Below are 23,194 nucleotides of genomic sequence, written 5' to 3' on the forward strand. Positions count from 1 at the left end.
GTTCCGATTTGATTAAAAAACTGTTCAAGCTGCTGGTCCTGCTGGCGATCGTCGCCGCAGCGTTCGGCTACTGGGCGCAACGTCCCATCCTCGACGAAGGCCAGCCTCCGATCGAATTCACCATCGCTTCCGGCAGCAGCTTGCGCAGCAGCATGCGGCAGATTGAGAATGCCGGCGTACCGACCCATCCGATGATGCTCACTGCGCTGGCGCAATTGACCGGCAATAGCACCAAGCTGAAGGCTGGTACCTACGAATTGAAGCCGGGCACGTCGCCGCTGCGCCTGATTCAGCAACTGGTGCGTGGCGAGTTTGCGCAGGAAGCGCTGGTCATCATCGAGGGCTGGACGTTTGCGCAGATGCGTGCCGAGATCAACGCGCACCCAGGTCTGAAACATGAAACGCTCGGCATGAGCGATCGCGAACTGATGGCGAAGGTTTCTTCCGAATACACGTTGCCGGAAGGGTTGTTCTATCCGGATACCTACATGTTCGCCAAGAACTCCAGCGATCTGCAGATCTTCAGGCAGGCGCACAAGTTGATGCTGAAGAAGCTGGATGCCGAATGGCAGCAGCGCGATCCGTCGCTGCCGTATGCGACGCCATACCAGGCGTTGACGATGGCTTCCATCATCGAAAAGGAAACCGGCCGGAAATCGGAGCGGGACATGATCGCTGCCGTCTTCGTCAACCGCCTGCGCGTCGGCATGCCGTTGCAGACCGATCCGACCGTCATTTACGGCATGGGCGACAGTTTCAAGGGCAACATTCGTCGGCGCGATCTGTTGACGGATACGCCGCACAATACCTATACACGCCCCGGTTTGCCGCCGACGCCGATTTCATTGCCGGGGGCTGAATCGCTGCATGCAGCCTTTCATCCGGCCAATAGCAACGCGCTGTACTTTGTCGCGCGCGGCGACGGCACCAGTCAGTTCTCGTCCAACCTGGCCGACCACAACAACGCGGTCAACAAATACCAGCGCCGCCTGGGACAGTAAAAGGCGATCCGCAACCACCATGAACGACGCGAAATTCATCACCTTCGAAGGAATCGACGGCGCGGGCAAATCGACGCACCTGGCATTCGTGGCCGATGCGCTGCGTGCCTTGGGCAAGCAGGTCGTCGTTACGCGCGAGCCGGGCGGCACAGCGCTGGGAGAATCGCTGCGCAATCTGCTGTTGCACGAGAAGATGCATCTGGAAACCGAGGCGTTGCTGATGTTCGCCGCGCGGCGCGAACACATCGCACAGGTGATCGAGCCGGCATTGGCACGTGGCGACTGGGTGATTTCCGACCGCTTCACCGATGCCAGCTTCGCCTATCAGGGCGGCGGCAGGGGGCTGGCGCGCGACAAGCTGAATGCACTCGAACAATGGGTGCATCCGCATCTGCAGCCCGATCTGACGCTGCTGTTCGATGTGCCGCTGGACGTGGCGCGCGCGCGGCTGGATGCCACACGCACGCTGGACAAGTTCGAGCAGGAAAAGGCGGATTTCTTCGACGCCACGCGCACCGAATATCTGCGTCGTGCCGCCGAATTTCCGCAACGCTTTCGCGTCATCGATTCCACACAGCCTATCGATGTCATCCAGCAGCAGTTGCGTGTACTCCTTGAGGAACTGCTTGCATGAAAGACATGCTGTATCCATGGCAGCAGACGGCCTGGCGGCAATGGCAGCAGCTGCGTGCACGTTTGCCGCATGCGATCCTGTTTCACGGGCCGGAAGGCATAGGCAAGACGACTTTCGCCGAAGCTTGCGCACAGGCGCTACTGTGCGAAACGCCGACGGTCGACGGTCACGCCTGCGGCAGTTGCGCGGCCTGTGGCTGGTTTGCACAGTACAGTCATCCCGACTATCGCCGCGTGCGCCCTGAAGCATTGGAGGATGACGAGTCCGACGGCGACGAGGAAGGCGAGACGAAGAAATCCAAATCGACCAAGGCGCCTTCGAAGGACATCCGCATCGAACAGGTGCGTGCGCTGGGCGATTTCATCAACGTTTCCACGCACCGATCCGGCATGCGCGTGATCCTGCTGCATCCGGCCGAGGCGCTGAATACGGCGTCGGCCAACTCACTGCTGAAAATGCTGGAAGAACCGCCACCGCAGACTGTCTTCCTGCTGATCACGCACAGCCTCGATCGCCTGCTGCCGACCATCCTGTCGCGCTGCCGCAAGTTCGCGCTGGCGATGCCGGATCGGCAACAGGCGCTGCAATGGTTGCAGGAACAGAAAGTGAAGGATGCAGAAGGCTGGCTGGCCGAGCAGGGTGGTGCGCCGCTGGCGGCGTTCGACGCATCGCAGGACGACAGCCGCGAGGCGATGGACGATCTGCTGCGGCAGCTGGCGCAGCCGGGTATCGACACGGCATTGCGCACGGCCGAACGATTGCAGAAGACGCCGGTTGCCGCATTGGTGGCATGGCAACAGCGCTGGCTGTACGACGTGCTTTCCGTCAAACTTTCCGGCACAATCCGTTACTATCCGCGCTACGGCAAGGAGATAGGCGCGCTGGCCGCGCGTGCCGAGACAGCGGCGCTGCTGCAGGCGATCAAGAGCGTCGGCGAACGTCGCGCAATTGCCGAGCATCCATTGGCGCCGCGGCTTTTCGTCGAGGACATGCTTCTCGATTACGCGAAGCTCTTTTCCTGACGCGATTGCTGACAAGCGCTGATCGATCGTTATCGGCACAAAGAATTTTCTGGGGAGACAGACATGGCAGAAACACCGAATGCAGCTGCAAGTGCCGCCGTCCGGCCTTCGGTGCTGTCGCTGCCGATCCGGGAGAAATCTGCGCTGTACGCGGCCTACATGCCTTTCCTCGCCAACGGCGGCATCTTCGTGCCATCCACCAAGGCCTATCGGGTCGGCGATGAAATTTATCTGATCCTGACGCTGATGGACGATCCGGCCAAGTATCCGATCGCCGGCAAGATCGCGTGGATCACACCGGCCGGTGCGAACAACAACAAGGCGCAGGGCATAGGCGTGCAGTTCTCGGCCGACGAGAGCGGTCAGCGCGTCAGGCAGCGCATCGAGGAACTGCTCGGTTCCGCGCTCGGCTCGTCACGCGCGACGCATACGCTGTAATCCCGTTCGCCCGTTTTTCTGTGCTTGCCGCGCCGCATCGGCGGCGTAATGACATGGCAGCATAACGGCGCAAGCGGCAGGCGCGTACAATGGCGGGATCATGTATATCGATTCCCATTGCCACATCAATTTCCCCGAACTGGCCGCCCGCATGCCGGAAATCCTGGCGCGGATGGACGAGAACGATGTCAGCCATGCGCTGTGCGTCTCCTGCGATCTACCGACTTTTCCTGACGTGCTGAAGCTGGCCGAGCAGCATCCGAACGTCTACGCGTCGGTCGGTGTGCACCCCGATTATGAAGACACGCCGGAGCCGTCAGTCGACGAACTGGTCCGGCTGGCGCAGCATCCGCGCATTGTCGCCATTGGCGAGACCGGACTCGATTACTATCGACTGGAAGGCGATCTGGAATGGCAGCGTGAACGTTTTCGCACGCATATTCGCGCCTCGCGCGCGACCGGCAAGCCGCTGATCATTCATACGCGCTCCGCTTCCGAAGATACGATCCGCATCCTGCGTGAAGAAGGGGCCGGCATTGCCGACGGCGGCGCTGCAGGCGTCATGCACTGCTTCACCGAATCGCTGGAAGTGGCGAAGGCGGCGATGGAGCTGGGCTTCTATATCTCGTTTTCCGGCATCGTCACGTTCAAGAGTGCGAAGGAACTGCAGGCCGTGGCGCGTGAGGTGCCGCTGGAAAAAATGCTGATCGAAACCGATTCGCCGTATCTGGCGCCGGTACCGTTTCGCGGCAAGATGAACGAGCCGGCGCTGGTGCGCCACGTCGCGGAATTCGTGGCGACGCTGAAGGGCGTAGCGGTGGATGAAGTGGCACGGCAGACGACCGATAATTTCTTCAACCTGTTCAAGATCGCGCGATGATGGTTTCCCCACCGTTTTTTCTTTCCTTGGCTGGCGGCATGCGCAAAGTTTTTCTGGTTGCGCTGGCGCTGCTGGCTTTTACGGCGATGCCGGCGTATGCAGGCTCCTACGACGATTATTTCCAGGCGGCACAGAACGACGACGCGGATACGGTCAAGGAGTTGCTGCGCCGCGGCTTCGATCCGAATACGGTGGAGCCGGATCGCGGCGATACAGGCATGATTCTGGCGCTGCGCGAAGATTCGATGAAGGTCTTCAAGCTGCTGCTCGATACGCCGGGAACCGATATCAATTACGGCATCAAGAACGGCGATACGGCGCTGATGATCGCCGCCTACAAGGCCAATCGCGAGGCAGTACGCATGCTGCTGGCGAAGGGCGCGCAGGTCAATCGCAGCGGCTGGGCGCCGCTGCATTACGCCGCAGCGTCGGGCGACAACGAGATCGTGCAGATGCTGATGGACAAGGATGCCGATCTCGACGCGAAATCGCCGAACAATACGACGCCGATCATGATGGCGGCACGCGGCGGCCATATCCTGACCGTCAAGCTGCTGCTGGATGCCGGCGCAGATGCGACGTTGAAGAATGATGCCGGCATGACGGCCATCGATTTTGCACAACAGGGCGGCCACAAGGATATCGTCGAGGGATTGACCTACCGCCTGAAGAAGGCCGGCAAACTGTAATTTGCAGCGTCATTCACAAGGCCGGCGGATACCGCGAACACTTCGTTCGCGCTTCATCGCGGGAAGCGAAAGCCGGGACTGAGGAACAGCGTCTGCAGTTCCTCGCATAATGCCTGGACGTCGCTGTCCGACAATCGCAGGGCCGCCATTGCCAACGTGCCGCGGCTGTTCCATTCGCCGGAGACGGCATGCCGGAAATCCTGAACGGCCTTTTCCACGACCAGATGTACGGCGATCAGTTGACGCACTGAGTCCGATACCGCGTCATCGTCCAGCACGTCGGATGAATGGTGCTTGCGGATAGCGAGCACGATGTCGGCATCGATATTCCAGTGTTCGGCCAGCATGGCACCGACCACTGCATGGTTGATGCGATGCCTTTGGTTTTCCAGCTGGACGAAGCCGCAGGTTTCCATACGGTTTGCCAGCAGCAGCGTCTCAGGGTAAGACGGAAACGAGGCCATCATCAACGGAATGCCGATATCGGAAAACAGGCCGAAGTTATGCGCCGCTTCCGGTGATGCGATGCGCATCTTGCTTGCCACGTGCAGCATGCCCCACGAGCGCTTTTCCGATACATCCCAGAAGCGCGGCAGCATCATTCTGCCGTGGGCCAGTACGCGACGCGCCATCAGACGTGTCAGCAAGGCGTGGCAATGATTCAGCCCGATCATGGAAATGGCACCTTCTATCGTTTCGACATGCCGGCCCCGATTGAACATGGCGGAATTGGCGATGGCCAGCAGGTTGCCGGCGATCGCGACATCGCGATTGATCAGTCGCGCGATTTTTCCGATGTGCGGTTCATCCCTGGTGATTTCGTGTTGCAGCGCGATGAGCAGGGCGGGGCGAGGGGGAATGTTGACGGGGCGCGCGAGTTCCTGCGTGGCGCCGGTTCCGGATACCGCTTGTCCAGACATAGTGTTCTCCCGATAACACTACTGTGCCGGATTGCATCGCGCATGATTGACGAAGCCGCTGGCAGTCCGAGCCGTACCTATCCTGTGCGGATATTTTTGGAACAGCATAATCCAAACGGCGGAAAAGCGGTTGTTTTTTGGCAATAAATGACGGGCATGCCGCCGTCGATTCTCCAGTCTGTCGAGAGCCGTATTTTTTCCGTCATCGGCAGCTACTGATCGAAGCAGCGGCTCCAGGCAAGTATTTTCCAGGATTTGTCTTCAGCATTGGCCGTACCAAGGCCAATCGCTCCGATCTTCTTCTTTTTATTGCGCGGGCAATCCTTGCAGGGCTTCTTGCTCTTGCAGCACTTCTTCTTGCTCATGTCGCGCTCCTTTCATCTGCTCGATGAACAGATGGCGGCGATCTCCGTTGGATCAAGCGTCAGATCAAGCCATCGAACAGGATCACGCTCACCATGTCGCCAGCCTTCACTTCGGCGCGATCGTGCTCCAGCACGACCATGCAATTGGCTTCCGACATCGAGCGCAATACGCCCGAACCCTGCGAGCCAGTGATGCGTACTTCGCGCACGCCGTCTTCGGCAATGCTCAGGATGCCGCGCTGGAATTCGGTGCGGCCGGGGCGTTTGCGGATCGCCGCTTTCGAGCGAACCTGCACTGGCATGGGGGTCTGTTCTTCCGAGGCGCCCATCATGGTCAGCAAGGCCTGGCGCGCGAAGAAATAGAAGGTCACCATCACGGCCACCGGGTTGCCGGGCAAGCCGAACAGGAAGGCATCCTTGCCGTGCGAGCTGATGCGGCCGAATGCCATCGGACGTCCCGGACGCATGCCGATCTTCCAGAACGTCACGTCGCCCAGCTGCGCCATCATCTGCTTCGTGTAATCGGCGGCGCCGACGGAAACACCGCCGGAGGTGATGATCGCATCGGCATTTTCGCAGGCGGTGCGGAACGCATTCTCCAACGAGACTGGATCGTCCTTGACGACGCCCATGTCGACGATGTCGCAGCCGAGCCGCGTCAGCATGCCGTACAGCGTGTAGCGATTGCTGTCGTAGACACAGCCTTCGTCGAGCGTCTCGCCGATCGAACGCAGTTCGTCGCCGGTTGAAAAGAAGGCGACGCGCAGTCGCCGGTGCACCGGCACTTCGGCAATGCCGAGCGATGCCAGCAGGCCGAGATCGGCCGGACGCAGGATCTTGCCCTTGCGCAGCGCCGGCGTGCCTTGTGCTAGATCTTCGCCTTTCAAGCGGCGATTGTCGCCGGCACGGACGCTGCCGGCGGGCACAGTCACGCCGGATTCGCTTTCGTCGCGCGTGAATTCCTGCGGAATCACGGTATCGCAGCCGCCCGGCATCACGGCGCCGGTCATGATGCGCACGCATTCGCCGCTGCCGACTTTGCCGTCGAATGCACGGCCGGCATAGGCGGTGCCGAGAACCTTCAATTTGACGTCCTGATCTGCCTTCAGATCGGCGCCGTGCAGGGCATAGCCGTCCATCGCGGAATTGTCGTGTGCGGGGACGTTGATCGGCGAAACGATGTCGGCGGCGAGAACGCGATCGAGCGCGCTGCGGATCGCTACTTTCTCGATGGCCGATACCGGTGCGATGAACTGGCGGATGATGGTTTGCGCATCCTGCACCGGCAGCGCATCGGGATCATAGTCAGACAGGCAGCTGATGACGCCAGCCAGCGTCGTGCGGGAAGAAGCGGAATCGTTATCCATGTCGTCGTCGAGAGCGGAAAGATCGGAGTCGCGGAGGAAACGGGTATTGCGCAGATTCATCGGTCACTCCGTTTCGTATTTGCGCAATTCATCCAGCGTGTTGATGTTGCGGAAGGCGTCTTCATCGTCGAAATGCACTTCGGCCGTTTTGAGCGATGCATACCATTTATCGAACTTGCGACCGCCTTCCTGCAGGTAGAGCGTCAGATGCGGCAGCAGCGATGCCTTGACCAGGCAGAAAACCGGATGCGGCTGGCGGGTTTCGCCTTCGCCGGTGACTGCCACGGCGAGATCGGCATCTTCCTTTTCCAGGCCGGCCGCCAGTCGCGCCACCAGATCGGTGGGAACGAACGGCGAATCGCAGGGAACGGTCACCAGGAAATCGGTTTCGCAATGCATCAGGCCGGTATGCAGGCCGGCCAGCGGCCCGGCAAAACCGGTAATTTCGTCCTGCCAGACCGGAACGCCGAAGCCTTCATAGGGCGCAATGTTCTGGTTGGCATTGATCATCACATGACCAACCTGCGGCGCCAGGCGCATCAGCGCATGCAGCGCCATCGGCGCGCCGCGGAAAACCTGCAATCCCTTGTCGACCGTGCCCATGCGCGTGCCGCGTCCGCCGGCAAGTATGAGTCCTGTGATGCGGCTGGTATTCATGTGATCGTGTAATCGAAGAAGGTTGGTAGGCGTCAGCCGCCGATGTATGACATCTCGACCTTGCGTTCCTTCAGCTCGGCGGTATTGGCCGTGCGCAATTCGGAGTAGCGGTCGTCGCGCGCGCGCCAGAGATGGGCGATGACGGTGGAGATTTCCTCGTCGCTCCTGCCGTTGCGCAGCAATGCGCGCAGATCGTGTCCGCTGGTGGCGAACAGGCAGGTGTAGAGCTTACCTTCAGTGGACAGGCGGGCGCGGCTGCAGTCGCTGCAGAATGCCTGCGTAACGCTGGAGATGACGCCGATTTCGCCATTGCCGTCGACATGGCGCCAGCGATTGGCCGTTTCGCCGGTGTAGTTCGGCGCAATCGGTTCGAGCGGCATCTCTGCATTGATGCGGCGGATGACTTCGGCGGAAGGGATGACTTCATCCATCTTCCAGCCGTTCGAGGTGCCGACGTCCATGTATTCGATGAAGCGCAGGATGTAAGGCGTGTCCTTGAAGTGGCGCGCCATCGGGATGATTTCCTGATCGTTCATGCCGCCCTTGACGACCATGTTGATCTTGATCGGACCCAGGCCGACACGGTGCGCGGCTTCTATGCCTTCCAGCACATCGGTGACGGCGAAATCGACGTCGTTCATCTTCTTGAAGACGGCATCGTCGAGCGCGTCCAGCGAGACAGTGACGCGCTTCAGGCCGGCATCCTTCAGCGCCTGTGCCTTGCGTGCCAGCAGCGAGCCGTTGGTCGTCAGCGTCAGGTCTAGTTCGCGGCCATCTGGCGTGCGCAGTGCGGCCAGCATCTCGATCAGCTTTTCGACGTTCTTGCGCAGCAGCGGTTCGCCGCCGGTGAGGCGGATTTTCTCGACGCCGTGCGCGACGAACAGCGATGCGACGCGGGTGATTTCTTCGAACGACAACAGCGAGCTGTGCGGCAGGTAGGCGTAATCCTTGTCGAAGACTTCCTTCGGCATGCAGTAGACGCAGCGGAAATTGCAACGGTCCGTGATCGAAATCCGCAAGTCGTGTAGCGGGCGCGCACGCTTGTCCGCCAGCAGCCCGGTGGGCGCTTCAAGATGTGCCGGCACGATCGGTATCTGATTCAGATACCGCTGGTCGGCGAGCGGAATGATTTTTTCGGTCATGGCAAGGAAAGGCGTCAAGCCTACATTGTAAGTGTTTCGCGCTGGCACTGTCGAACAGGGATCGCCGTTTTGCCGGCAAGGAACGCGGTTTCGTGGAAAAGATGCGGTTTTGTCGCCGAAATTCAATGTGGAGATGGCGATATGTCATGAAATAAGAGATGGGATTCGATGCGGAATTCGATATTGAACCGAAGTCGCCTGGGGAAGGTGCGAAAACTTGTCTTCGGCACGTTCTTGCAAAGCGGACAAGGAGCAAATTGGTTTAGACTTGCACCATCAAATCAGGAGAACCAATGAGCATTACCATCGAAGCAGTCAAGGCAGCCTTGTCCACCGTCATCGATCCCAATACGGGCAAGGATCTGATCAGCAGCCGTTCGGCGAAAAACATCCAGATCAATGGCAACAACGTGCTATTCGACGTCGAACTCGGCTATCCGGCGAAAAGCCAGATCGATGGAATCCGCAAGGCCGCGGTCGAGGCAGTGCGCGGCGTCGAGGGCGCTGGCGCAGTCACGGCCAACGTCTATTCGGAAATCGTCGCGCATGCGGTGCAGCGCGGTGTCAAGCTGAAATCCAACGTCAAGAACATTATCGCGGTCGCGTCCGGCAAGGGCGGCGTCGGCAAGTCGACGACAGCCGTCAATCTGGCACTGGCCCTGGCGGCCGAGGGTGCGCAGGTCGGCATCCTGGACGCGGACATCTACGGTCCGTCGCAGCCGATGATGATGGGCATTTCCGGTCGCCCGGAAACGATGGATGGCAAGACGATGGAGCCGATGGAAAACTACGGCCTGCAGGTATCGAGCATCGGTTTCATGATCGATCCGGACGAGCCGATGGTCTGGCGCGGCCCGATCGTCACGCAGGCGCTGACGCAGTTGCTGGACCAGACCAACTGGCGCGATCTGGATTACCTAATCGTCGACATGCCGCCGGGCACCGGCGACGTGCAGCTGACGATGTCGCAGAAAGTGCCGGTAACCGGCGCGGTGATCGTGACGACGCCGCAGGACATCGCGTTGCTGGATGCGCGCAAGGGTTTGAAGATGTTCGAGAAGGTCGGTATTCCCATCCTCGGCATCGTCGAAAACATGAGCATGCACATCTGTTCGAACTGCGGACATGCCGAGCCGATCTTCGGTGAAGGCGGTGGCGCAAAGATGTGCAAGGATTTCGGCGTGGATTTCCTCGGTGCATTGCCGCTGACGATGTCGATTCGCGAACAGGCCGATTCCGGCCGGCCGACGGTGATTGCCGATCCGGAAGGGCCGATTGCCGACATCTACAAGCAGATTGCACGCACCATCGCGATCAAGGTGGCGGAAAAGGCGAAGGACATGTCGTCGAAGTTTCCGACCATCGTCGTCAAGAACGATTGATTTTCTGCGCTTGATGCTGTTCCTGTTTCGGGGTATGTTCATCCCGAAACAGCGATGTTTCTCTATGCGTGGGCAAAATGCCCGCGCGACATGATCTTCCTGCATCCGTATGCCGCAGACCGGCATGCGGTTCCGGCGCCGAAGCGGCGCCATCGTTGCAACGAAGGCGGCCTTGCCGCATTGGAGAAACATGGAGACGGAAGCAATACGCGTCGGCGTCGTCATGCGACGCACGTCGGTAGCGAGCAGATGGCAACCTTTTCAATGGCAGCCCGTCGAGATCGTCGGGGAGGCCGGTTCCCCGCATGCGCCGCGCCGTCTGCATGACGATCCTGCCAATACCAATACGCTCTGGCTCTTCAACGACCTTTCCTTCAATCTGTGTTCCAGCGAAGCGGAAGGTTATTTCCTGAACATTAGCGCGCCCGAACCGTGCTGGTTCATCATGTGGCGCATCGAAGAGATCGACGGCGAAGAGATTGCCGTTCCCAAGACAGTCACGCTTTCCTATAACGAAGCCGCACGCCAGATGGATAGCGGCGAGCGTGTCGATACGCTGCCGGCTTCGGACGAGGTCATCGCATGGCTCACTGAATTCACGCGCGAACACTATCATCCCGAACCCAAGCGCAAACATAAAAAGCCGTCGTTCGAGGGCGGCGAAGGTGTCGAGCGGATGGCGCGCGCCGAGGAGAAGGTGCATGGCGGCTGAAGATTTTTTTGCGCGATGGGCGAAGAAGCGGCAGGAATCGGAAGCGCCGGCCGATATGTCGGCCACTACGGAATCATCTGCCGGCGGACAGGGCCTGACTCAAACTCCCCAGACTCCGCAATCTTCACAGGACGGGCAGGACCGACAGCAGATTCGCAAGGATGAACAGCCATTGCCGACAATGGAGGATGTCGCCCGGCTGACGCGTGATTCCGATTATTCGCCTTTCATGGCAAAGGGCGTGGACGAGACAGTGAAGCGTTCCGCCATGAAGAAACTCTTTTCCGATCCGCACTTCAATGTCATGGACGGCCTCGATGTCTATATCGAGGACTTCACCAAATTCGAACCGATCACACCGGCCATGCTGGCATCGCTGGAGCATGCAAAGGAGTTGCTCAGTCCGGTCGCGGGCAAACAGGCATCGCTGATGCGCTTGCTCGATTTGCCGGAGCAGGAGGATCGGCCGGCGAGTGCAGTCGAGGGCGATACTGCCGAGGCGCGGCATGAACAAAACTCGCAGCAAGACTCTCAGCAAGACCCGCAGGAACAGCATTTGCAGGAACGCGTTCACCTCGATGCTCCACGACAGATAGCCGACGCCGGCGAAACGGAGCCGCCGGACAAGGATGAAACGACGTACGCAAAAGAACAGGATGCCGCCGCACATAAAGTGGACGATAACTAGAAGCGGAGCATACGCAGTAATCTATCCAGCAATCGCAATCAGCCAGCAATTCCAGCCAGCCAATGACGACGACATTCAAATTATGCAATTGCAACCGCAGCATGCCGATCGACGGTACTGCGGCAGAACAGATCGGTGCAGTGCTCGGTACCGCATCGTTGCCCGTAGCGACTGACCTGTGCCGGCATGATGTGACCTCCTATCTGAGCGCGCTGGATGGCGTCGACGACGTCATCGTCGGTTGTACGCAGGAAAGGGCGTTGTTTGCCGAACTGGCACAGCAAAAGGGCAGCGTGGCACCGCTGCGTTTCGTCAATCTCCGGGAGACGGGCGGTTGGGGCGCGGACAGGAAGCAGGCCTTGCCGAAAATGGCAGCGTTGCTGGCCGCCGCCGCATTGCCGGATCCGGAGCCCGTGCCGATCGTCGATTACCGTTCCGAAGGCCATGTCCTGATCGTCGGACCGGCAGATCGTGCCTTGCCATGGGCGCGGCGCTTGCAGGATCAACTGGAAGTAAGCGTGCTGCTGACCGGAGAGACGCATGTTGAAATGCCGGCCGAGCGAACCTTCCCGGTTTTTTCCGGTGGGCAGATCTCGGTCACCGGCTGGCTGGGTGCTTTTACGGTGGAATGGCAGCAGGACAATCCGATCGACCTGGAAATCTGCACGCGCTGCAATGCTTGCGTGACGGCTTGCCCAGAGCAGGCAATCGGCCTGGACTATCAGATCGACATGGCGAAATGCCGTTCGCATCGCGATTGCGTCAAGGCATGCGGTGCGATCGGCGCCATCGATTTTGCACGCAGCGATACGCGTCGCAATACGGTAGCCGATCTGCTCTTCGATCTTTCGGATAAATCTCTGCTGACCCTGCATCAGCCGCCGCAAGGCTATTTTGCTCCCGGCGCGGATGTGCAGAAGCAGATCGACGATGCGCTGAAGCTGACCCAGATGGTTGGCGAGTTCAGCAAGCCGAAGTTTTTCCTCTACAAGGAAAAACTGTGCGCGCATGGCCGCAACGGTCAGATCGGCTGCACGGCCTGCATCGACGTCTGCTCGGCCGAGGCAGTGAGTCACGACGGCAATCGGATCAAGGTCAATCCGAACCTGTGCGTCGGCTGCGGCGCATGTACGACGGAGTGTCCGTCCGGCGCGCTGGCCTACGCCTATCCGCGCGCGACCGATATCGGTTTGCGGATACAGACGATGCTGGGGGCGTACGGCAAGGCCGGCGGCACGCAACCGATGCTGCTGCTGCACGATCAGGAAAACGGTGCGAACCTCATCAACCGGCTCGGTCGCGCGGCACAGGCGAAGGACGGACTGTCGCAGAGCCTCTCCGGCATGCCGGCACGCGTAATGCCGATCGCCTTGCACCACACTGCATCGACCGGCATCGATGTCTGGTTGGCGGCTGTGGCGTATGGCGCCGCGCATATCGCTGTACTGACGACCGGCAGCGAAGCGCCGCAATACATGATGGCCCTGAAGCGGCAGATGGAGGTGGCGCAAACCATCCTGAGCGGCATGGGATATGCCGGCAGCCATTTTTCGCTGATCGAGGCGGCAACGCCGAAAGAGCTGGATTCGGCATTGGCGGCCCTGCAGCCTGCACAAGTGCCGGCAAAGACAGCGTTGTTCCATGTGGCTGCCGAAAAACGGACGACACTGGGATTGGCAATCGATCACCTGAAGAGCGTGGCGCCAGCCACACCGGAGGAAATCGTCCTGCCTGCGGGTGCGCCGTTCGGCGAGGTGCAGGTGAACAAACAGGCCTGCACGCTGTGCATGTCATGCGTCGGTGCCTGTCCCGAAGCCGCATTGGCAGACAATCCGGATCTGCCGCAACTGCGTTTCATCGAAACCAATTGCGTGCAGTGCGGATTGTGCGAAACGACTTGTCCGGAAGATGCCATTACGCTGAAGCCGCGCCTGTCGCTTGCCGATACTGTCAGGCAGCCCGTGGTGCTGAACGAGGCGCAACCCTTCCATTGCATCAGTTGCGGCAAGCCGTTCGGCACGGCGCAGATGATTGCCAACATGGTGGCGAAACTGTCGCAACATGGCGCATTTTCGGGCAACACCGACCGATTGAAGATGTGCGCGGACTGCCGTGTAGTCGACATGATGGCGAACCGCCAGGAATCGACGATTGCCGATCTGAAGCGGCATTGATAAGCGCGGTAATAAAAGAAAGCGGTAATACAGAGAGCGGTGATACGAGGGGAGACGGATGACAGCAAAACTCACGGCGCAAGCGGTGGCGTTCGAAACGCCGGATCAAGGCGAAGAAGCGGCGCGGGCAGAAGTTTACGGCTTGCTGGCCGCATTGTTCTATGCGCCGCCGGCACAGGCGTTGCTGGACGCGATCGCAGCAGCACCGGCTGTCGGCGAAAGCCTGCTTGAACAGGCGTGGAACGAGCTGGCCGCTGCATGCCGGCATGCGCAACCGTCGCAAGTGCGGGAAGAATATGACGGGTTGTTCATCGGCGTCGGCAAACCCGATGTGCTTCTGTATGGATCGTTCTATCTGTCGGGCTTTCTGATGGAGAAGCCGCTGGCGGAATTGCGCGCCGATCTGGCGAAGCTGGGGCTGGAGCGCAGTGAATCGATGTCGGAGAGCGAGGACCACCTGGCGGCGCTGTGCGACGTGATGCGCTATCTGATTACGTCCGACGATGCCGTGCATGGCAGCCTAGCGGCACAGCAAAAATTCTTCGATACACACATGCGTTCCTGGGTGCTGGCCTGCTGCGAAGCGGTGGAAAACCATCCGAATGCGCAGTTTTATCGGTTGGCGGCAGCATTGGCACGCCGGTTTTTCGAAGTCGAAATGCAAGCGTTCGACATGGCCTGACGTTTACTTCAAGATGATCCGTTGAATTAATTTCATCTTCTTGTCATCGGAATTGAAAAAAAGCATCTTTTATTGCAAAAAGGGATGCAAGCTGTGAAAAGCGTGTTAAATTCCAGCCATGTTGTTATAAGCTTCAAAAAAGCATATTACGTCCTGCCCCTCAATCAGGAGACGATCATGGCTGAGCAACAACCCAAACTTTCCCGCCGCAGTTTCTTTGCAGGACTTGGCGCCGTAGCCGCCGCTGGTACTGCCGCCAAACTGCTTCCGCAAGCCCCCCAAGCCTTGACCGACAGCGCCGTTGCGGCGCCCGAGCCGACTGGCGACAGCTATCGGCTCACCGAGCACGTCAAAAAATACTATCGCACCACCACAATCTGACTTGAGGTGACACCATGCTGTTGACTCGCAAAAGCAATGTTGCTGGCGGCAGTGCGCCTGCACGCGTCTCATCCGGACTTTCTTCCAGCCTCGCGGGCAGTCTTGCACGTGCCTTGCCGACAATGGACAGGCGCGGATTCCTGAAGCGCTCGGGTATCGGCATCGGTGCCGGGATCGCGGCGGCGCAGGTCGGCCTGATCCAGAAGGCCAAGGCAGCCGAAGGAGGCAAGGCCGCCGGTGCCGACGGCCGCAAGGTGGAGGTGCGCCGCACGGTCTGCACGCACTGTTCGGTCGGCTGCGCTTCCGACGCGGTCGTCGAAAATGGCGTCTGGGTACGCCAGGAGCCGGTATTCGATTCGCCGCTTAACCTGGGGGCGCATTGCGCGAAAGGCGCCGCGCTGCGCGAGCATGGCCACGGCGAACATCGGCTGAAATACCCGATGAAGCTGGTCAACGGCAAATATCAGCGCATCAGCTGGGACGAAGCATTGAACGAGATTTCCGCCCGCATGCTGAGCATCAAGAAAGCCAGCGGCCCGGATTCGGTGTTCTTCGTCGGTTCTTCCAAGCACAACAACGAACAGTCGGCACTGCTGCGCAAGTTCGTTTCCTTCTTCGGCACCAACAATACCGATCACCAGGCCCGCATCTGCCACTCGACGACGGTGGCCGGCGTGGCGAATACCTGGGGCTACGGCGCCATGACCAACAGCTACAACGACATGCAGAATTCCAAGGCTGCGTTGTACATCGGCTCGAACGCAGCCGAAGCGCACCCGGTATCGATGCTGCACATGCTGCATGCGAAGGAAAACGGCACGAAGATGATCGTGGTCGATCCGCGCTTCACGCGTACGGCGGCGAAGGCCGATCAATACATTCGCATCCGCTCGGGCACCGATATCCCGTTCCTGTGGGGTCTGCTGTATCACATCTTCAAGAACGGCTGGGAAGACAAGAAATACATCAACGACCGCGTCTACGGCATGGACAAGGTTCGCGAAGAAGTCATGAAGTGGACGCCGGACAAGGTGGAAGATGCCTGCGGCGTGACGGAAGCGGAAATGTACAAGGCCGCCGAGACGATGGCCAAGAATCGTCCGTCGACGCTGGTGTGGTGCATGGGCCAGACGCAGCACTCGATCGGCAATGCGATGGTGCGTGCTTCCTGCATCGTGCAGCTGGCGCTTGGCAACATTGGCGTTTCCGGTGGCGGTGCCAACATCTTCCGCGGCCATGACAACGTGCAGGGCGCGACCGACGTCGGTCCGAACCCGGATTCGCTGCCGGGTTATTACGGCCTGGCGACCGGTTCGTGGAAGCACTGGTGCGCGGTCTGGGGCGTCGACTACGAATGGGTGAAGAAGCAGTACGTGTCGCAGGAGATGATGGAAAAATCCGGCACGACCGTGTCGCGCTGGGTCGATGCGGTGCTGGAGAAGAGCGAGAACATCGACCAGGACAACACGGTCAAGGCCATGGTGTTCTGGGGGCATGCTCCGAACTCGCAGACACGCGGCCTCGACATGAAGAAGGCATTCGACAAGCTGGATCTGCTGGTCGTCATCGATCCGTATCCGTCGGCAACGGCCGCAATGGCGGCGATGAAAGTCGACGGCCAGGAATTGAATCCAAACCGCGCCGTGTACTTGCTGCCGGCTGCTACGCAGTTCGAGACGTCGGGTTCGGTCACGGCATCCAACCGCTCGCTGCAATGGCGTGAAAAAGTCATCGAGCCACTGTTCGAATCGCGCACCGACCACATGATCATGTACCAGCTCGCGCAGAAGCTTGGCTTCGGCAAGGAACTGGTTGCGAAGATCAAGCTGGTGCCGGGCAAGGGCGGCATGATGGAGCCGGAACCGGAATCGATGCTGGATGAAATCAATCGCGGTTCGTGGACGATCGGCTATACCGGCCAGTCGCCGCTACGCCTGAAAGCGCACATGCGCAACATGCACATGTTCGATGTGAAGACGTTGCGCTGCAAGGCCGGCAAGGACGCGGAAACGGGCTACGACCTGAGCGGCGATTATTTCGGATTGCCGTGGCCGTGCTATGGCACGCCGGAACTCAAGCATCCGGGCTCGCCGAATTTGTATGACACATCGAAGAGCATGATGGACGGCGGCGGCAACTTCCGCGCCAACTTCGGCGTCGAGAAGGACGGTGTCAATCTGCTGGCGGAAGACGGCTCGTGCTCAAAAGGTTCCGAGATTACAACCGGCTATCCGGAGTTCGATCATATCCTGCTGAAGAAACTGGGCTGGTGGGACGATCTGACCGAGGCTGAGAAGAAGGCAGCCGAAGGCAAGAACTGGAAGACGGACCTTTCCGGTGGCATCCAGCGCGTCTGCATGCAGGTGCACGGCGTGCATCCGTGGGGCAACGCGAAGGCGCGCGCGGTGGTCTGGAATTTCCCGGACGGCGTGCCGCTGCATCGCGAGCCGATCTACGGCACGCGCCCGGATCTGGTCGCCAAATACCCGACGCACGACGACAAGAAAGCCTTCTGGCGCATGCCGACGCTGTACAAGTCGCTGCAGCAGAAGAACGTCGAAGAAAAACTGTACGAGAAATTCCCGATCATCCTCACCTCCGGCCGCCTGGTCGAATACGAGGGCGGCGGCGAAGAGACGCGTTCCAACCCATGGCTGGCAGAACTGCAGCAGGAGAACTTCGTCGAGATCAATCCGAAAGCGGCTTCGGCGCGCGGCATCCGCAACAACGATTACGTGGTGGTGTCGACGCCGACTGGCGCACGCCTGAAGGTCAGGGCGCTCGTCACGCAGCGCGTGGGAGAGGATACGGCCTTCATTCCGTTCCACTTCTCCGGATGGTGGCAGGGCAAGGACATGATCGATTTCTATCCGGAAGGCGCGCATCCGATCGTGCGCGGCGAGGCGGTCAACACGGCGACCACCTACGGTTATGACTCGGTCACGATGATGCAGGAAACCAAGACCACGATCTGCAATATCGAAAAGTGGGCATAAGGCATGCGACAGCCGCACGACATCAGGGATGAGGAGGACTTGACATGGCACGGATGAAATTCATTTGCGATGCGGAACGCTGCATCGAGTGCAATAGCTGCGTGACCGCCTGCAAGAACGAACACGAGGTGCCGTGGGGCGTCAACCGGCGTCGCGTGGTGACGATCAACGACGGCATGATCGGCCAGGAAAAATCGATCTCGGTCGCCTGCATGCACTGCTCGGATGCGCCATGCATGGCGGTCTGCCCGGTCGATTGCTTCTACCGCACCGACGAAGGCGTCGTGCTGCACGACAAGGACATCTGCATTGGCTGCGGCTATTGCTCGTATGCCTGCCCGTTCGGCGCGCCGCAATTCCCGTCGAACGGCGCATTCGGCTTGCGCGGCAAAATGGACAAGTGCACGTTCTGCGCCGGCGGCCCGGAAGAAAACGGCTCCAAGGCGGAATTCGAGAAGTACGGTCGCAACCGTCTGGCCGAAGGCAAGCTGCCGGCCTGCGCCGAGATGTGTTCGACCAAGGCGCTGTTGGGCGGCGACGGCGACGTGATCGCCGACATCTTCCGCACGCGCGTCGTGCATCGCGGCAAAGGCAGCGAAGTGTGGGGCTGGGGCACGGCCTACGGCCAGTCGCACAATCCGCAAGCCAAGGCACCGGCGAAGGAGAAACCATGAAACGTTTGCTATTCATGATGCTGGCAGCGACGGCCGTGCTGGCCGGTTGCGGTGAGAAGAGCCAGTCGCAGGCCGATGCGCGCGATTCCGGCGACGTGCCGCCGTATCAGGGTGCGAAGGATCCGTTCGTCGCCAAGGGCTGGACGCCGGGTAACAAGACGGAATGGGACAACCAGATGCGCACTAGAACGCAGACGCAGAACGAATACGTGAAGATCGGCGGCAACTGATCTCAGCGAGGGGATAGTCATGAGACAACCATGGTTCATCAAGCTCGCCATCGCCATGTCCTTTGCGGCGTTGACGTCCGGCGCAGCGCTGGCGCAATCGGGCTCCCAGCCGGATGTGCAGTCAAGTGCGCAGTCCGCTCAAGGGACAATGCCGACGGCGCAGGGACTGCCGAATGTGGATTCGGAAGATATCCGCTATCTGCAGCAGAACCAGGCAGAGCGTACGCGCGTGCAGCCCGGCAACATGGCGCCGGTTTATCGCCAGATCAAGGAAGGCCAGACTCACTATTCCAGTCTGCCCGCGCTGGAGGCAGGCATGCTGATCCAGCCGCATGCGCAGTTTCCGGGGCAGGCCCGTGCGACGACTGCCGGCGAGGCGTGGCGGCTGTATCGCAATGGTCCGCTGACGCTGTACGGCGGCTGGCTGATCATCGTCGCTGCGGTCGGCATCATCGCCTTCTATTTCGTATTCGGCCCGTTGCGCACGAAAGAGCCGCGCACGGGACGGCTGATCGAACGCTTCACGTCGGTTGAACGCATCACGCACTGGACGGTGGCGATCAGTTTTCTGGTGCTGGCGTTCACCGGCCTGCTGATGCTGTTCGGCAAGCACGTCATCTTGCCGATATTCGGGCATACGCTGTTCGGCTGGATTGCCTATGCGTGCAAGACCGTGCACAACTTCGTCGGCCCATTGTTTGCCGTCGCGCTGATCGTGATGTTCGCGATCTTCGTGCGTGACAATTTCCCCGGCAGGGGTGATGTCGACTGGATCAAGAATCTGGGCGGTGCGCGCGGCCATGCGCATGCCGGTCGTTTCAATGCGGGTGAGAAATTGTGGTTCTGGGGCGGCGTGGTCTTTCTCGGCGTGATCGTCAGCGCATCAGGCTTCGTGCTGGATATGCTGGTGCCTGGCATTCTCTACACGCGCGGCAACATGCAAATCGCCAACGTGATTCATCTGGTGGCAGCCGTACTGATCTTCAGCGCGGCACTGGCGCATATCTACATGGGCACGCTGGGCACCGAGGGCGCCTACCAGGCGATGCGCACCGGCTATGTCGACGATGCATGGGCGAAGGAGCACCACGACCTCTGGTACGACGATATCCAGAGCGGCAAGGTGCCACGCGTGCGCAGCAAGGATGGTGCAGCGAAGCCGGCGGCAACGTCGACGACCAAGACCGTGTGAGCCGGAAGGAGAGGAAGATGAACGCGAAATTGTCGATTGCGCTGGCTGCGATGATGGTTGCCGGAGCGGCTGCTGCCAAACTGCCGCCGCTGGATGACGCTGCCAAGGCGAAGGCTGCGGAAGCCAAGAACAAGACGGCTTGGAGCAGCAAGGTTGCCGCCTACAAGCTGTGTCTGGTGCAGGACCGCGTCGCAGCACAATATCTGAGAGAAAAGGGCAAGCCGAAACCGAACGCGCAGGTGCCGCCGTGCACAAATCCCGGCCCCTATGTCCCGTTGGCTGCGGCCGATGTCGGGGTGGCGGATGCCAAACCTGTTCCTGCGGCAGGCGCCAAGAAATAGGCCGATCGTTTTCCTGTACGAACGCGCGCCGGCGATGCTCTCGTCGGCGCGCGTTTTTCATGCGGCGGTTTTCTTTTTAACAGGGCAGCCATCGTCCGGGAAGCCGGTTGCCGTTGCGGTCATCCGGGATCAACGCGTCATCATTCTGCGCAGCAGATAGCTCAATCCATCCACCACGCCCACCATCAGGATCATCGCGATGATCACGCTGGCTGCCTGCGGCATCTGGAACAGCGACAGATGGTATTTCAGCATCTGCCCCAGCCCGCCGGCGCCGACCACGCCGAGGATGGCGGCAGCGCGGATATTGTTTTCCCAGCGGTACAGCGTGTAGGACATCAGTTGCGGGCTGCTTTGCGGCAGCGTCGCATAGAAGAATGCAGCAATCGGATGGGCGCCATTGATGCGCAACGTCGCGGCAGCCTGCGGCGGGCAGTTCTCGAACGCATCGGCAAACAGGCGGCCGAGCACGCCGAACGTATGCAGCGCCAGCGCCAGCGTGCCGGCGAACGGGCCGAGTCCGGCAGCGATCAGCAGCACCGACGCCCAGACCAGTTCCGGGATCGAGCGCAGCACGTTCAGCACGCCGCGCGTGGCAAGCCGTGCCGTCAATCCGAAGCGTCCGCTGGCCGGCAGGCCGAGCAGTACACCCAGGAACGCGGCAATCAGCGTGCCGATGGCCGACATCGCAAACGTTTCGAAAGTGGCGATCGCGATTTTCGTCAGGAAGGCAGGACGCAATTCGGGCGGCATGAATCCGTGCAGGAATTCGCGCGTGGTGCGGATTGCATCGGCGCTGAAGAAGTCGTGCCACTTCAGCGGCAGTGTCGCAAAGCTGGCGGCGACCAGCGCGATCAGGCCGATCAGCAGCAGCACGTTCGACCAGTGGGTGCGCGGGGCAGGCGGCAGGATGCGCTCGGCCTTCAATTCGGCTTTGAATGCAGGTTTCAATCCAGCCTCCTGCGTAGCAGGGCGGAGACGGCGTCGGCCGCCGCCACCAGCAGGATGAACACGATCAGCATGGTCGACAGTTCGCCGCCGGCCATCATCTTGATCGACTCGTCCATCCGCTGACCCAGTCCGCCTGCGCCGACGAAGCCCATGACGATGGAGCCGCGGATCGCGCATTCCCAGCGATAGACCGTATACGACAGCAGCTCGGACGCAGCTTCAGGCAGCGCACCGTACAGGAAGGCGGCGAGGCGGCCGCTGCCGTTCTGCAGCAATGCATTCGATGCGGCTGCTTCCGACGATTCCAGAATGTCGGCATAGACCTTACCCAGCATGCCGCAATAGGTCAGCGCGATCGCGATGACGCCGGCGGTCGGGCCGAGGCCGACGATGCGCACCAGCAGCAGCGCCCACACCAGTTCCGGAATGCTGCGCAGCACGATCAGGAACCAGCGTACCGTTTGCCGCAGCCATGCCGGCAGGCGCGCCACGCGGCCGCTGCCGAGGCGCGAGACGGACAGCAGCTCGGTCGACAGCAGCGTCATGGGGATGGCGGCCAGCATCGCCAGCGCCATGCCGGCGGTGGCCATGGCGACGGTTTCCCACGTCGATACGGCAACGAGCTGGAGGAATTCGGCCGAGTGCGCAGGCGGGAAGAAGCTGGCGACGAAATTGCCGGTGGCCTGCAGGCTTTGTGCATCGAACAGTATCCACGGCTTGAACTCGGCTTGCACCAGCATCGGCCACAACACCAGCACGAAGACGATGCAGCCAATGATGCGGCCACGCCATGCAGGATCGCGCGGCGGCATGCCGGATGGATGAATGGAGGGATGAAGCGCGGACATCAGCAGCGCGGCGTCGCCGCAACGGCGATTTCCGAATGGTCGGACGATGCCGGAAGCAACTCGTCCTGCCGGTTGCGATACAGCTCGGCGATCATCGCATCGCTGATGTCGCCGCTGGCGGCATCGAAGACGATGCGGCCGTCGCGCAGGCCGACGATGCGCGGAAAATGCGCGCGCGCCAGTTCGACCTGGTGCAGGCTGCAGACCAGCGTGGCATTGCGATTGTGCGCTTCGCGCTGCAATACGTTCAGCGTCTGTACGGAGAGTGTCGGGTCGAGCGCGGACAGCGGCTCGTCGACGAGAAAGGCCTCGGCCTGCGATACCAGTGCACGCGCCATGCCGCAGCGCTGGCGCTCGCCGCCGGACAGGCGATCGACGCGCGCGTACAGCTTGTCCTGCAGGTTGAAATGCGCGAGCGCATCGTAGGCCGCCGCCGGATCGAGAGGGTGGATCAGCGAACGGATCGCCTGCCAGATGTTCCACTGCGGTAGGCGTCCCGCCAGTACCGCATTGACGACGCGCTGGCGCGGCGGCAGCGGCGGCGTCTGCGGTGCAAGAAAGAGACGGGCGCGCAAGGCGTGGCGTGCGCCGCCCGGTGCTTCCCACGGATTTTCGTCGAAGACGCGCAGGCTGCCCTGTTCGGGTTTCAGCGCGCAGGCCAGCGTATGCAGCAGGCTGGTCTTGCCGGCGCCGGACGGCCCGATCAGTGCGATCTGTTCTCCCTGTGCGATGCGCAGCGACAGGCCGCGCAGCGCATAGGCGTTTTTCGCCGCGCCGATGTGGCGCGCGGCGATGTCTTGAAGCTCGAACGTCATCGACGAATCCGTA

25 protein-coding genes are annotated in these 23,194 nt (G+C 60.6%); 17 read left to right on the forward strand and 8 right to left on the reverse strand.

Annotated elements, in window-relative coordinates; all coding sequences use genetic code 11:
• Nucleotides 1-11 precede the first annotated feature (11 nt).
• The 6 genes from mltG to ACO1VH_RS08725 all read left to right on the forward strand — a co-directional run bounded on the left by mltG (nucleotide 12) and on the right by ACO1VH_RS08725 (nucleotide 4,664).
• Complete coding sequence (mltG, locus tag ACO1VH_RS08700) at nucleotides 12-1,001, forward strand: endolytic transglycosylase MltG (RefSeq protein WP_486244235.1); 990 nt, start codon at nucleotides 12-14, stop codon at nucleotides 999-1,001.
• 19 nt (nucleotides 1,002-1,020) lie between these two features.
• Nucleotides 1,021-1,635, forward strand: coding sequence for a dTMP kinase (gene tmk / locus ACO1VH_RS08705; RefSeq protein ID WP_486244105.1), 615 nt, complete (start codon nucleotides 1,021-1,023; stop codon nucleotides 1,633-1,635).
• Nucleotides 1,632-2,657 (forward strand): DNA polymerase III subunit delta', encoded by a 1,026-nt coding sequence (locus ACO1VH_RS08710; RefSeq protein WP_486244106.1) that lies wholly within the window; start codon nucleotides 1,632-1,634, stop codon nucleotides 2,655-2,657. Before tmk ends, ACO1VH_RS08710 begins: the two co-directional genes overlap by 4 nt.
• 63 nt (nucleotides 2,658-2,720) lie before the next feature.
• Nucleotides 2,721-3,095 (forward strand): PilZ domain-containing protein, encoded by a 375-nt coding sequence (locus ACO1VH_RS08715; RefSeq protein ID WP_486244107.1) that lies wholly within the window; start codon nucleotides 2,721-2,723, stop codon nucleotides 3,093-3,095.
• Between the two features lie 100 nt (nucleotides 3,096-3,195).
• Nucleotides 3,196-3,975 carry a TatD family hydrolase gene (locus ACO1VH_RS08720; protein WP_486244108.1) on the forward strand — a complete coding sequence of 260 codons (780 nt, stop codon included), beginning with the start codon at nucleotides 3,196-3,198 and terminating at the stop codon, nucleotides 3,973-3,975.
• Nucleotides 3,976-4,013: 38 nt separating this feature from the next.
• Nucleotides 4,014-4,664 (forward strand): ankyrin repeat domain-containing protein, encoded by a 651-nt coding sequence (locus ACO1VH_RS08725; RefSeq protein WP_486244109.1) that lies wholly within the window; start codon nucleotides 4,014-4,016, stop codon nucleotides 4,662-4,664.
• Between the two features lie 53 nt (nucleotides 4,665-4,717).
• Here ACO1VH_RS08725 and ACO1VH_RS08730 read toward each other — a convergent pair whose 3' ends face one another.
• The 5 genes from ACO1VH_RS08730 to moaA form a co-directional block, all read right to left on the reverse strand.
• Nucleotides 4,718-5,584: an HDOD domain-containing protein gene (locus tag ACO1VH_RS08730; protein ID WP_486244110.1), complete on the reverse strand. Its 867-nt coding sequence runs from the start codon at nucleotides 5,582-5,584 to the stop codon at nucleotides 4,718-4,720.
• 212 nt (nucleotides 5,585-5,796) lie between these two features.
• Nucleotides 5,797-5,949: a hypothetical protein gene (locus ACO1VH_RS08735; RefSeq protein WP_486244111.1), complete on the reverse strand. Its 153-nt coding sequence runs from the start codon at nucleotides 5,947-5,949 to the stop codon at nucleotides 5,797-5,799.
• A gap of 59 nt (nucleotides 5,950-6,008) precedes the next feature.
• A complete protein-coding gene (gene moeA, locus ACO1VH_RS08740) occupies nucleotides 6,009-7,316 on the reverse strand; it encodes a molybdopterin molybdotransferase MoeA (protein ID WP_486244236.1) in 1,308 nt (435 codons plus the stop codon).
• A gap of 63 nt (nucleotides 7,317-7,379) precedes the next feature.
• A complete protein-coding gene (mobA, locus tag ACO1VH_RS08745) occupies nucleotides 7,380-7,973 on the reverse strand; it encodes a molybdenum cofactor guanylyltransferase MobA (protein WP_486244112.1) in 594 nt (197 codons plus the stop codon).
• A gap of 32 nt (nucleotides 7,974-8,005) precedes the next feature.
• The gene (gene moaA / locus ACO1VH_RS08750; protein WP_486244113.1) at nucleotides 8,006-9,115 is read right to left on the reverse strand and encodes a GTP 3',8-cyclase MoaA; all 1,110 of its coding nucleotides are present in this window, start codon (nucleotides 9,113-9,115) and stop codon (nucleotides 8,006-8,008) included.
• Nucleotides 9,116-9,408: 293 nt separating this feature from the next.
• Here moaA and apbC point away from each other — a divergent pair, with 293 nt between their 5' ends.
• The 11 genes from apbC (at nucleotide 9,409) to ACO1VH_RS08805 (ending at nucleotide 20,567) form a co-directional block, all read left to right on the forward strand.
• Nucleotides 9,409-10,497: an iron-sulfur cluster carrier protein ApbC gene (apbC, locus tag ACO1VH_RS08755; protein WP_486244114.1), complete on the forward strand. Its 1,089-nt coding sequence runs from the start codon at nucleotides 9,409-9,411 to the stop codon at nucleotides 10,495-10,497.
• A gap of 190 nt (nucleotides 10,498-10,687) precedes the next feature.
• Nucleotides 10,688-11,209, forward strand: a complete 522-nt coding sequence (locus ACO1VH_RS08760; protein WP_486244115.1) for a DUF3305 domain-containing protein — start codon at nucleotides 10,688-10,690, stop codon at nucleotides 11,207-11,209.
• Nucleotides 11,199-11,897: a DUF3306 domain-containing protein gene (locus ACO1VH_RS08765; RefSeq protein ID WP_486244116.1), complete on the forward strand. Its 699-nt coding sequence runs from the start codon at nucleotides 11,199-11,201 to the stop codon at nucleotides 11,895-11,897. Before ACO1VH_RS08760 ends, ACO1VH_RS08765 begins: the two co-directional genes overlap by 11 nt.
• Nucleotides 11,898-11,959: 62 nt before the next feature.
• Nucleotides 11,960-14,071 carry a 4Fe-4S dicluster domain-containing protein gene (locus ACO1VH_RS08770; protein WP_486244117.1) on the forward strand — a complete coding sequence of 704 codons (2,112 nt, stop codon included), beginning with the start codon at nucleotides 11,960-11,962 and terminating at the stop codon, nucleotides 14,069-14,071.
• A 58-nt stretch (nucleotides 14,072-14,129) separates the two neighbouring features.
• Nucleotides 14,130-14,753 carry a TorD/DmsD family molecular chaperone gene (locus tag ACO1VH_RS08775; protein ID WP_486244118.1) on the forward strand — a complete coding sequence of 208 codons (624 nt, stop codon included), beginning with the start codon at nucleotides 14,130-14,132 and terminating at the stop codon, nucleotides 14,751-14,753.
• Nucleotides 14,754-14,837: 84 nt separating this feature from the next.
• Complete coding sequence (locus ACO1VH_RS08780; RefSeq protein WP_486244119.1) at nucleotides 14,838-15,134, forward strand: formate dehydrogenase; 297 nt, start codon at nucleotides 14,838-14,840, stop codon at nucleotides 15,132-15,134.
• A 14-nt stretch (nucleotides 15,135-15,148) separates the two neighbouring features.
• Complete coding sequence (locus ACO1VH_RS08785) at nucleotides 15,149-18,130, forward strand: formate dehydrogenase subunit alpha (protein WP_486244120.1); 2,982 nt, start codon at nucleotides 15,149-15,151, stop codon at nucleotides 18,128-18,130.
• 44 nt (nucleotides 18,131-18,174) lie between these two features.
• The gene (gene fdh3B, locus ACO1VH_RS08790) at nucleotides 18,175-18,804 is read left to right on the forward strand and encodes a formate dehydrogenase FDH3 subunit beta (protein ID WP_486244121.1); all 630 of its coding nucleotides are present in this window, start codon (nucleotides 18,175-18,177) and stop codon (nucleotides 18,802-18,804) included.
• A complete protein-coding gene (locus tag ACO1VH_RS08795) occupies nucleotides 18,801-19,034 on the forward strand; it encodes a hypothetical protein (protein WP_486244122.1) in 234 nt (77 codons plus the stop codon). Before fdh3B ends, ACO1VH_RS08795 begins: the two co-directional genes overlap by 4 nt.
• A 19-nt stretch (nucleotides 19,035-19,053) precedes the next feature.
• Nucleotides 19,054-20,226: a formate dehydrogenase subunit gamma gene (locus tag ACO1VH_RS08800; RefSeq protein WP_486244123.1), complete on the forward strand. Its 1,173-nt coding sequence runs from the start codon at nucleotides 19,054-19,056 to the stop codon at nucleotides 20,224-20,226.
• Between the two features lie 17 nt (nucleotides 20,227-20,243).
• The gene (locus ACO1VH_RS08805; protein ID WP_486244124.1) at nucleotides 20,244-20,567 is read left to right on the forward strand and encodes a hypothetical protein; all 324 of its coding nucleotides are present in this window, start codon (nucleotides 20,244-20,246) and stop codon (nucleotides 20,565-20,567) included.
• 129 nt (nucleotides 20,568-20,696) lie between these two features.
• Here ACO1VH_RS08805 and phnE read toward each other — a convergent pair whose 3' ends face one another.
• From phnE to ACO1VH_RS08820, 3 genes are read right to left on the reverse strand one after another with little or no spacing between them, the layout of a single operon-like run.
• Nucleotides 20,697-21,518: a phosphonate ABC transporter, permease protein PhnE gene (gene phnE, locus ACO1VH_RS08810; protein WP_486244125.1), complete on the reverse strand. Its 822-nt coding sequence runs from the start codon at nucleotides 21,516-21,518 to the stop codon at nucleotides 20,697-20,699.
• Entirely contained in the window at nucleotides 21,515-22,366 is an 852-nt protein-coding gene (locus ACO1VH_RS08815) for a PhnE/PtxC family ABC transporter permease (protein WP_486244126.1), read from the reverse strand. The genes phnE and ACO1VH_RS08815 overlap by 4 nt, the downstream gene beginning before the upstream one ends.
• Nucleotides 22,366-23,181, reverse strand: a complete 816-nt coding sequence (locus ACO1VH_RS08820; RefSeq protein WP_486244127.1) for a phosphonate ABC transporter ATP-binding protein — start codon at nucleotides 23,179-23,181, stop codon at nucleotides 22,366-22,368. Before ACO1VH_RS08820 ends, ACO1VH_RS08815 begins: the two co-directional genes overlap by 1 nt.
• Between the last annotated feature and the right edge of the window lie 13 nt (nucleotides 23,182-23,194).

The organism is Oxalicibacterium sp., from assembly GCF_057353965.1.

What these genes read in the sequence shown, in the direction of transcription:
- tmk (WP_486244105.1), top strand. Translation starts at nt 1,021, where the DNA reads ATGAACGACGCGAAATTCATCACCTTCGAAGGAATCGACGGCGCGGGC.
- ACO1VH_RS08710 (WP_486244106.1), top strand. Translation starts at nt 1,632, where the DNA reads ATGAAAGACATGCTGTATCCATGGCAGCAGACGGCCTGGCGGCAATGG.
- ACO1VH_RS08715 (WP_486244107.1), top strand. Translation starts at nt 2,721, where the DNA reads ATGGCAGAAACACCGAATGCAGCTGCAAGTGCCGCCGTCCGGCCTTCG.
- ACO1VH_RS08720 (WP_486244108.1), top strand. Translation starts at nt 3,196, where the DNA reads ATGTATATCGATTCCCATTGCCACATCAATTTCCCCGAACTGGCCGCC.
- ACO1VH_RS08725 (WP_486244109.1), top strand. Translation starts at nt 4,014, where the DNA reads ATGCGCAAAGTTTTTCTGGTTGCGCTGGCGCTGCTGGCTTTTACGGCG.
- ACO1VH_RS08730 (WP_486244110.1), bottom strand. Translation starts at nt 5,584, where the DNA reads ATGTCTGGACAAGCGGTATCCGGAACCGGCGCCACGCAGGAACTCGCG.
- ACO1VH_RS08735 (WP_486244111.1), bottom strand. Translation starts at nt 5,949, where the DNA reads ATGAGCAAGAAGAAGTGCTGCAAGAGCAAGAAGCCCTGCAAGGATTGC.
- moeA (WP_486244236.1), bottom strand. Translation starts at nt 7,316, where the DNA reads ATGGATAACGATTCCGCTTCTTCCCGCACGACGCTGGCTGGCGTCATC.
- mobA (WP_486244112.1), bottom strand. Translation starts at nt 7,973, where the DNA reads ATGAATACCAGCCGCATCACAGGACTCATACTTGCCGGCGGACGCGGC.
- moaA (WP_486244113.1), bottom strand. Translation starts at nt 9,115, where the DNA reads ATGACCGAAAAAATCATTCCGCTCGCCGACCAGCGGTATCTGAATCAG.
- apbC (WP_486244114.1), top strand. Translation starts at nt 9,409, where the DNA reads ATGAGCATTACCATCGAAGCAGTCAAGGCAGCCTTGTCCACCGTCATC.
- ACO1VH_RS08760 (WP_486244115.1), top strand. Translation starts at nt 10,688, where the DNA reads ATGGAGACGGAAGCAATACGCGTCGGCGTCGTCATGCGACGCACGTCG.
- ACO1VH_RS08765 (WP_486244116.1), top strand. Translation starts at nt 11,199, where the DNA reads ATGGCGGCTGAAGATTTTTTTGCGCGATGGGCGAAGAAGCGGCAGGAA.
- ACO1VH_RS08770 (WP_486244117.1), top strand. Translation starts at nt 11,960, where the DNA reads ATGACGACGACATTCAAATTATGCAATTGCAACCGCAGCATGCCGATC.
- ACO1VH_RS08775 (WP_486244118.1), top strand. Translation starts at nt 14,130, where the DNA reads ATGACAGCAAAACTCACGGCGCAAGCGGTGGCGTTCGAAACGCCGGAT.
- ACO1VH_RS08780 (WP_486244119.1), top strand. Translation starts at nt 14,838, where the DNA reads ATGCAAGCTGTGAAAAGCGTGTTAAATTCCAGCCATGTTGTTATAAGC.
- ACO1VH_RS08785 (WP_486244120.1), top strand. Translation starts at nt 15,149, where the DNA reads ATGCTGTTGACTCGCAAAAGCAATGTTGCTGGCGGCAGTGCGCCTGCA.
- fdh3B (WP_486244121.1), top strand. Translation starts at nt 18,175, where the DNA reads ATGGCACGGATGAAATTCATTTGCGATGCGGAACGCTGCATCGAGTGC.
- ACO1VH_RS08795 (WP_486244122.1), top strand. Translation starts at nt 18,801, where the DNA reads ATGAAACGTTTGCTATTCATGATGCTGGCAGCGACGGCCGTGCTGGCC.
- ACO1VH_RS08800 (WP_486244123.1), top strand. Translation starts at nt 19,054, where the DNA reads ATGAGACAACCATGGTTCATCAAGCTCGCCATCGCCATGTCCTTTGCG.
- ACO1VH_RS08805 (WP_486244124.1), top strand. Translation starts at nt 20,244, where the DNA reads ATGAACGCGAAATTGTCGATTGCGCTGGCTGCGATGATGGTTGCCGGA.
- ACO1VH_RS08815 (WP_486244126.1), bottom strand. Translation starts at nt 22,366, where the DNA reads ATGTCCGCGCTTCATCCCTCCATTCATCCATCCGGCATGCCGCCGCGC.
- ACO1VH_RS08820 (WP_486244127.1), bottom strand. Translation starts at nt 23,181, where the DNA reads ATGACGTTCGAGCTTCAAGACATCGCCGCGCGCCACATCGGCGCGGCG.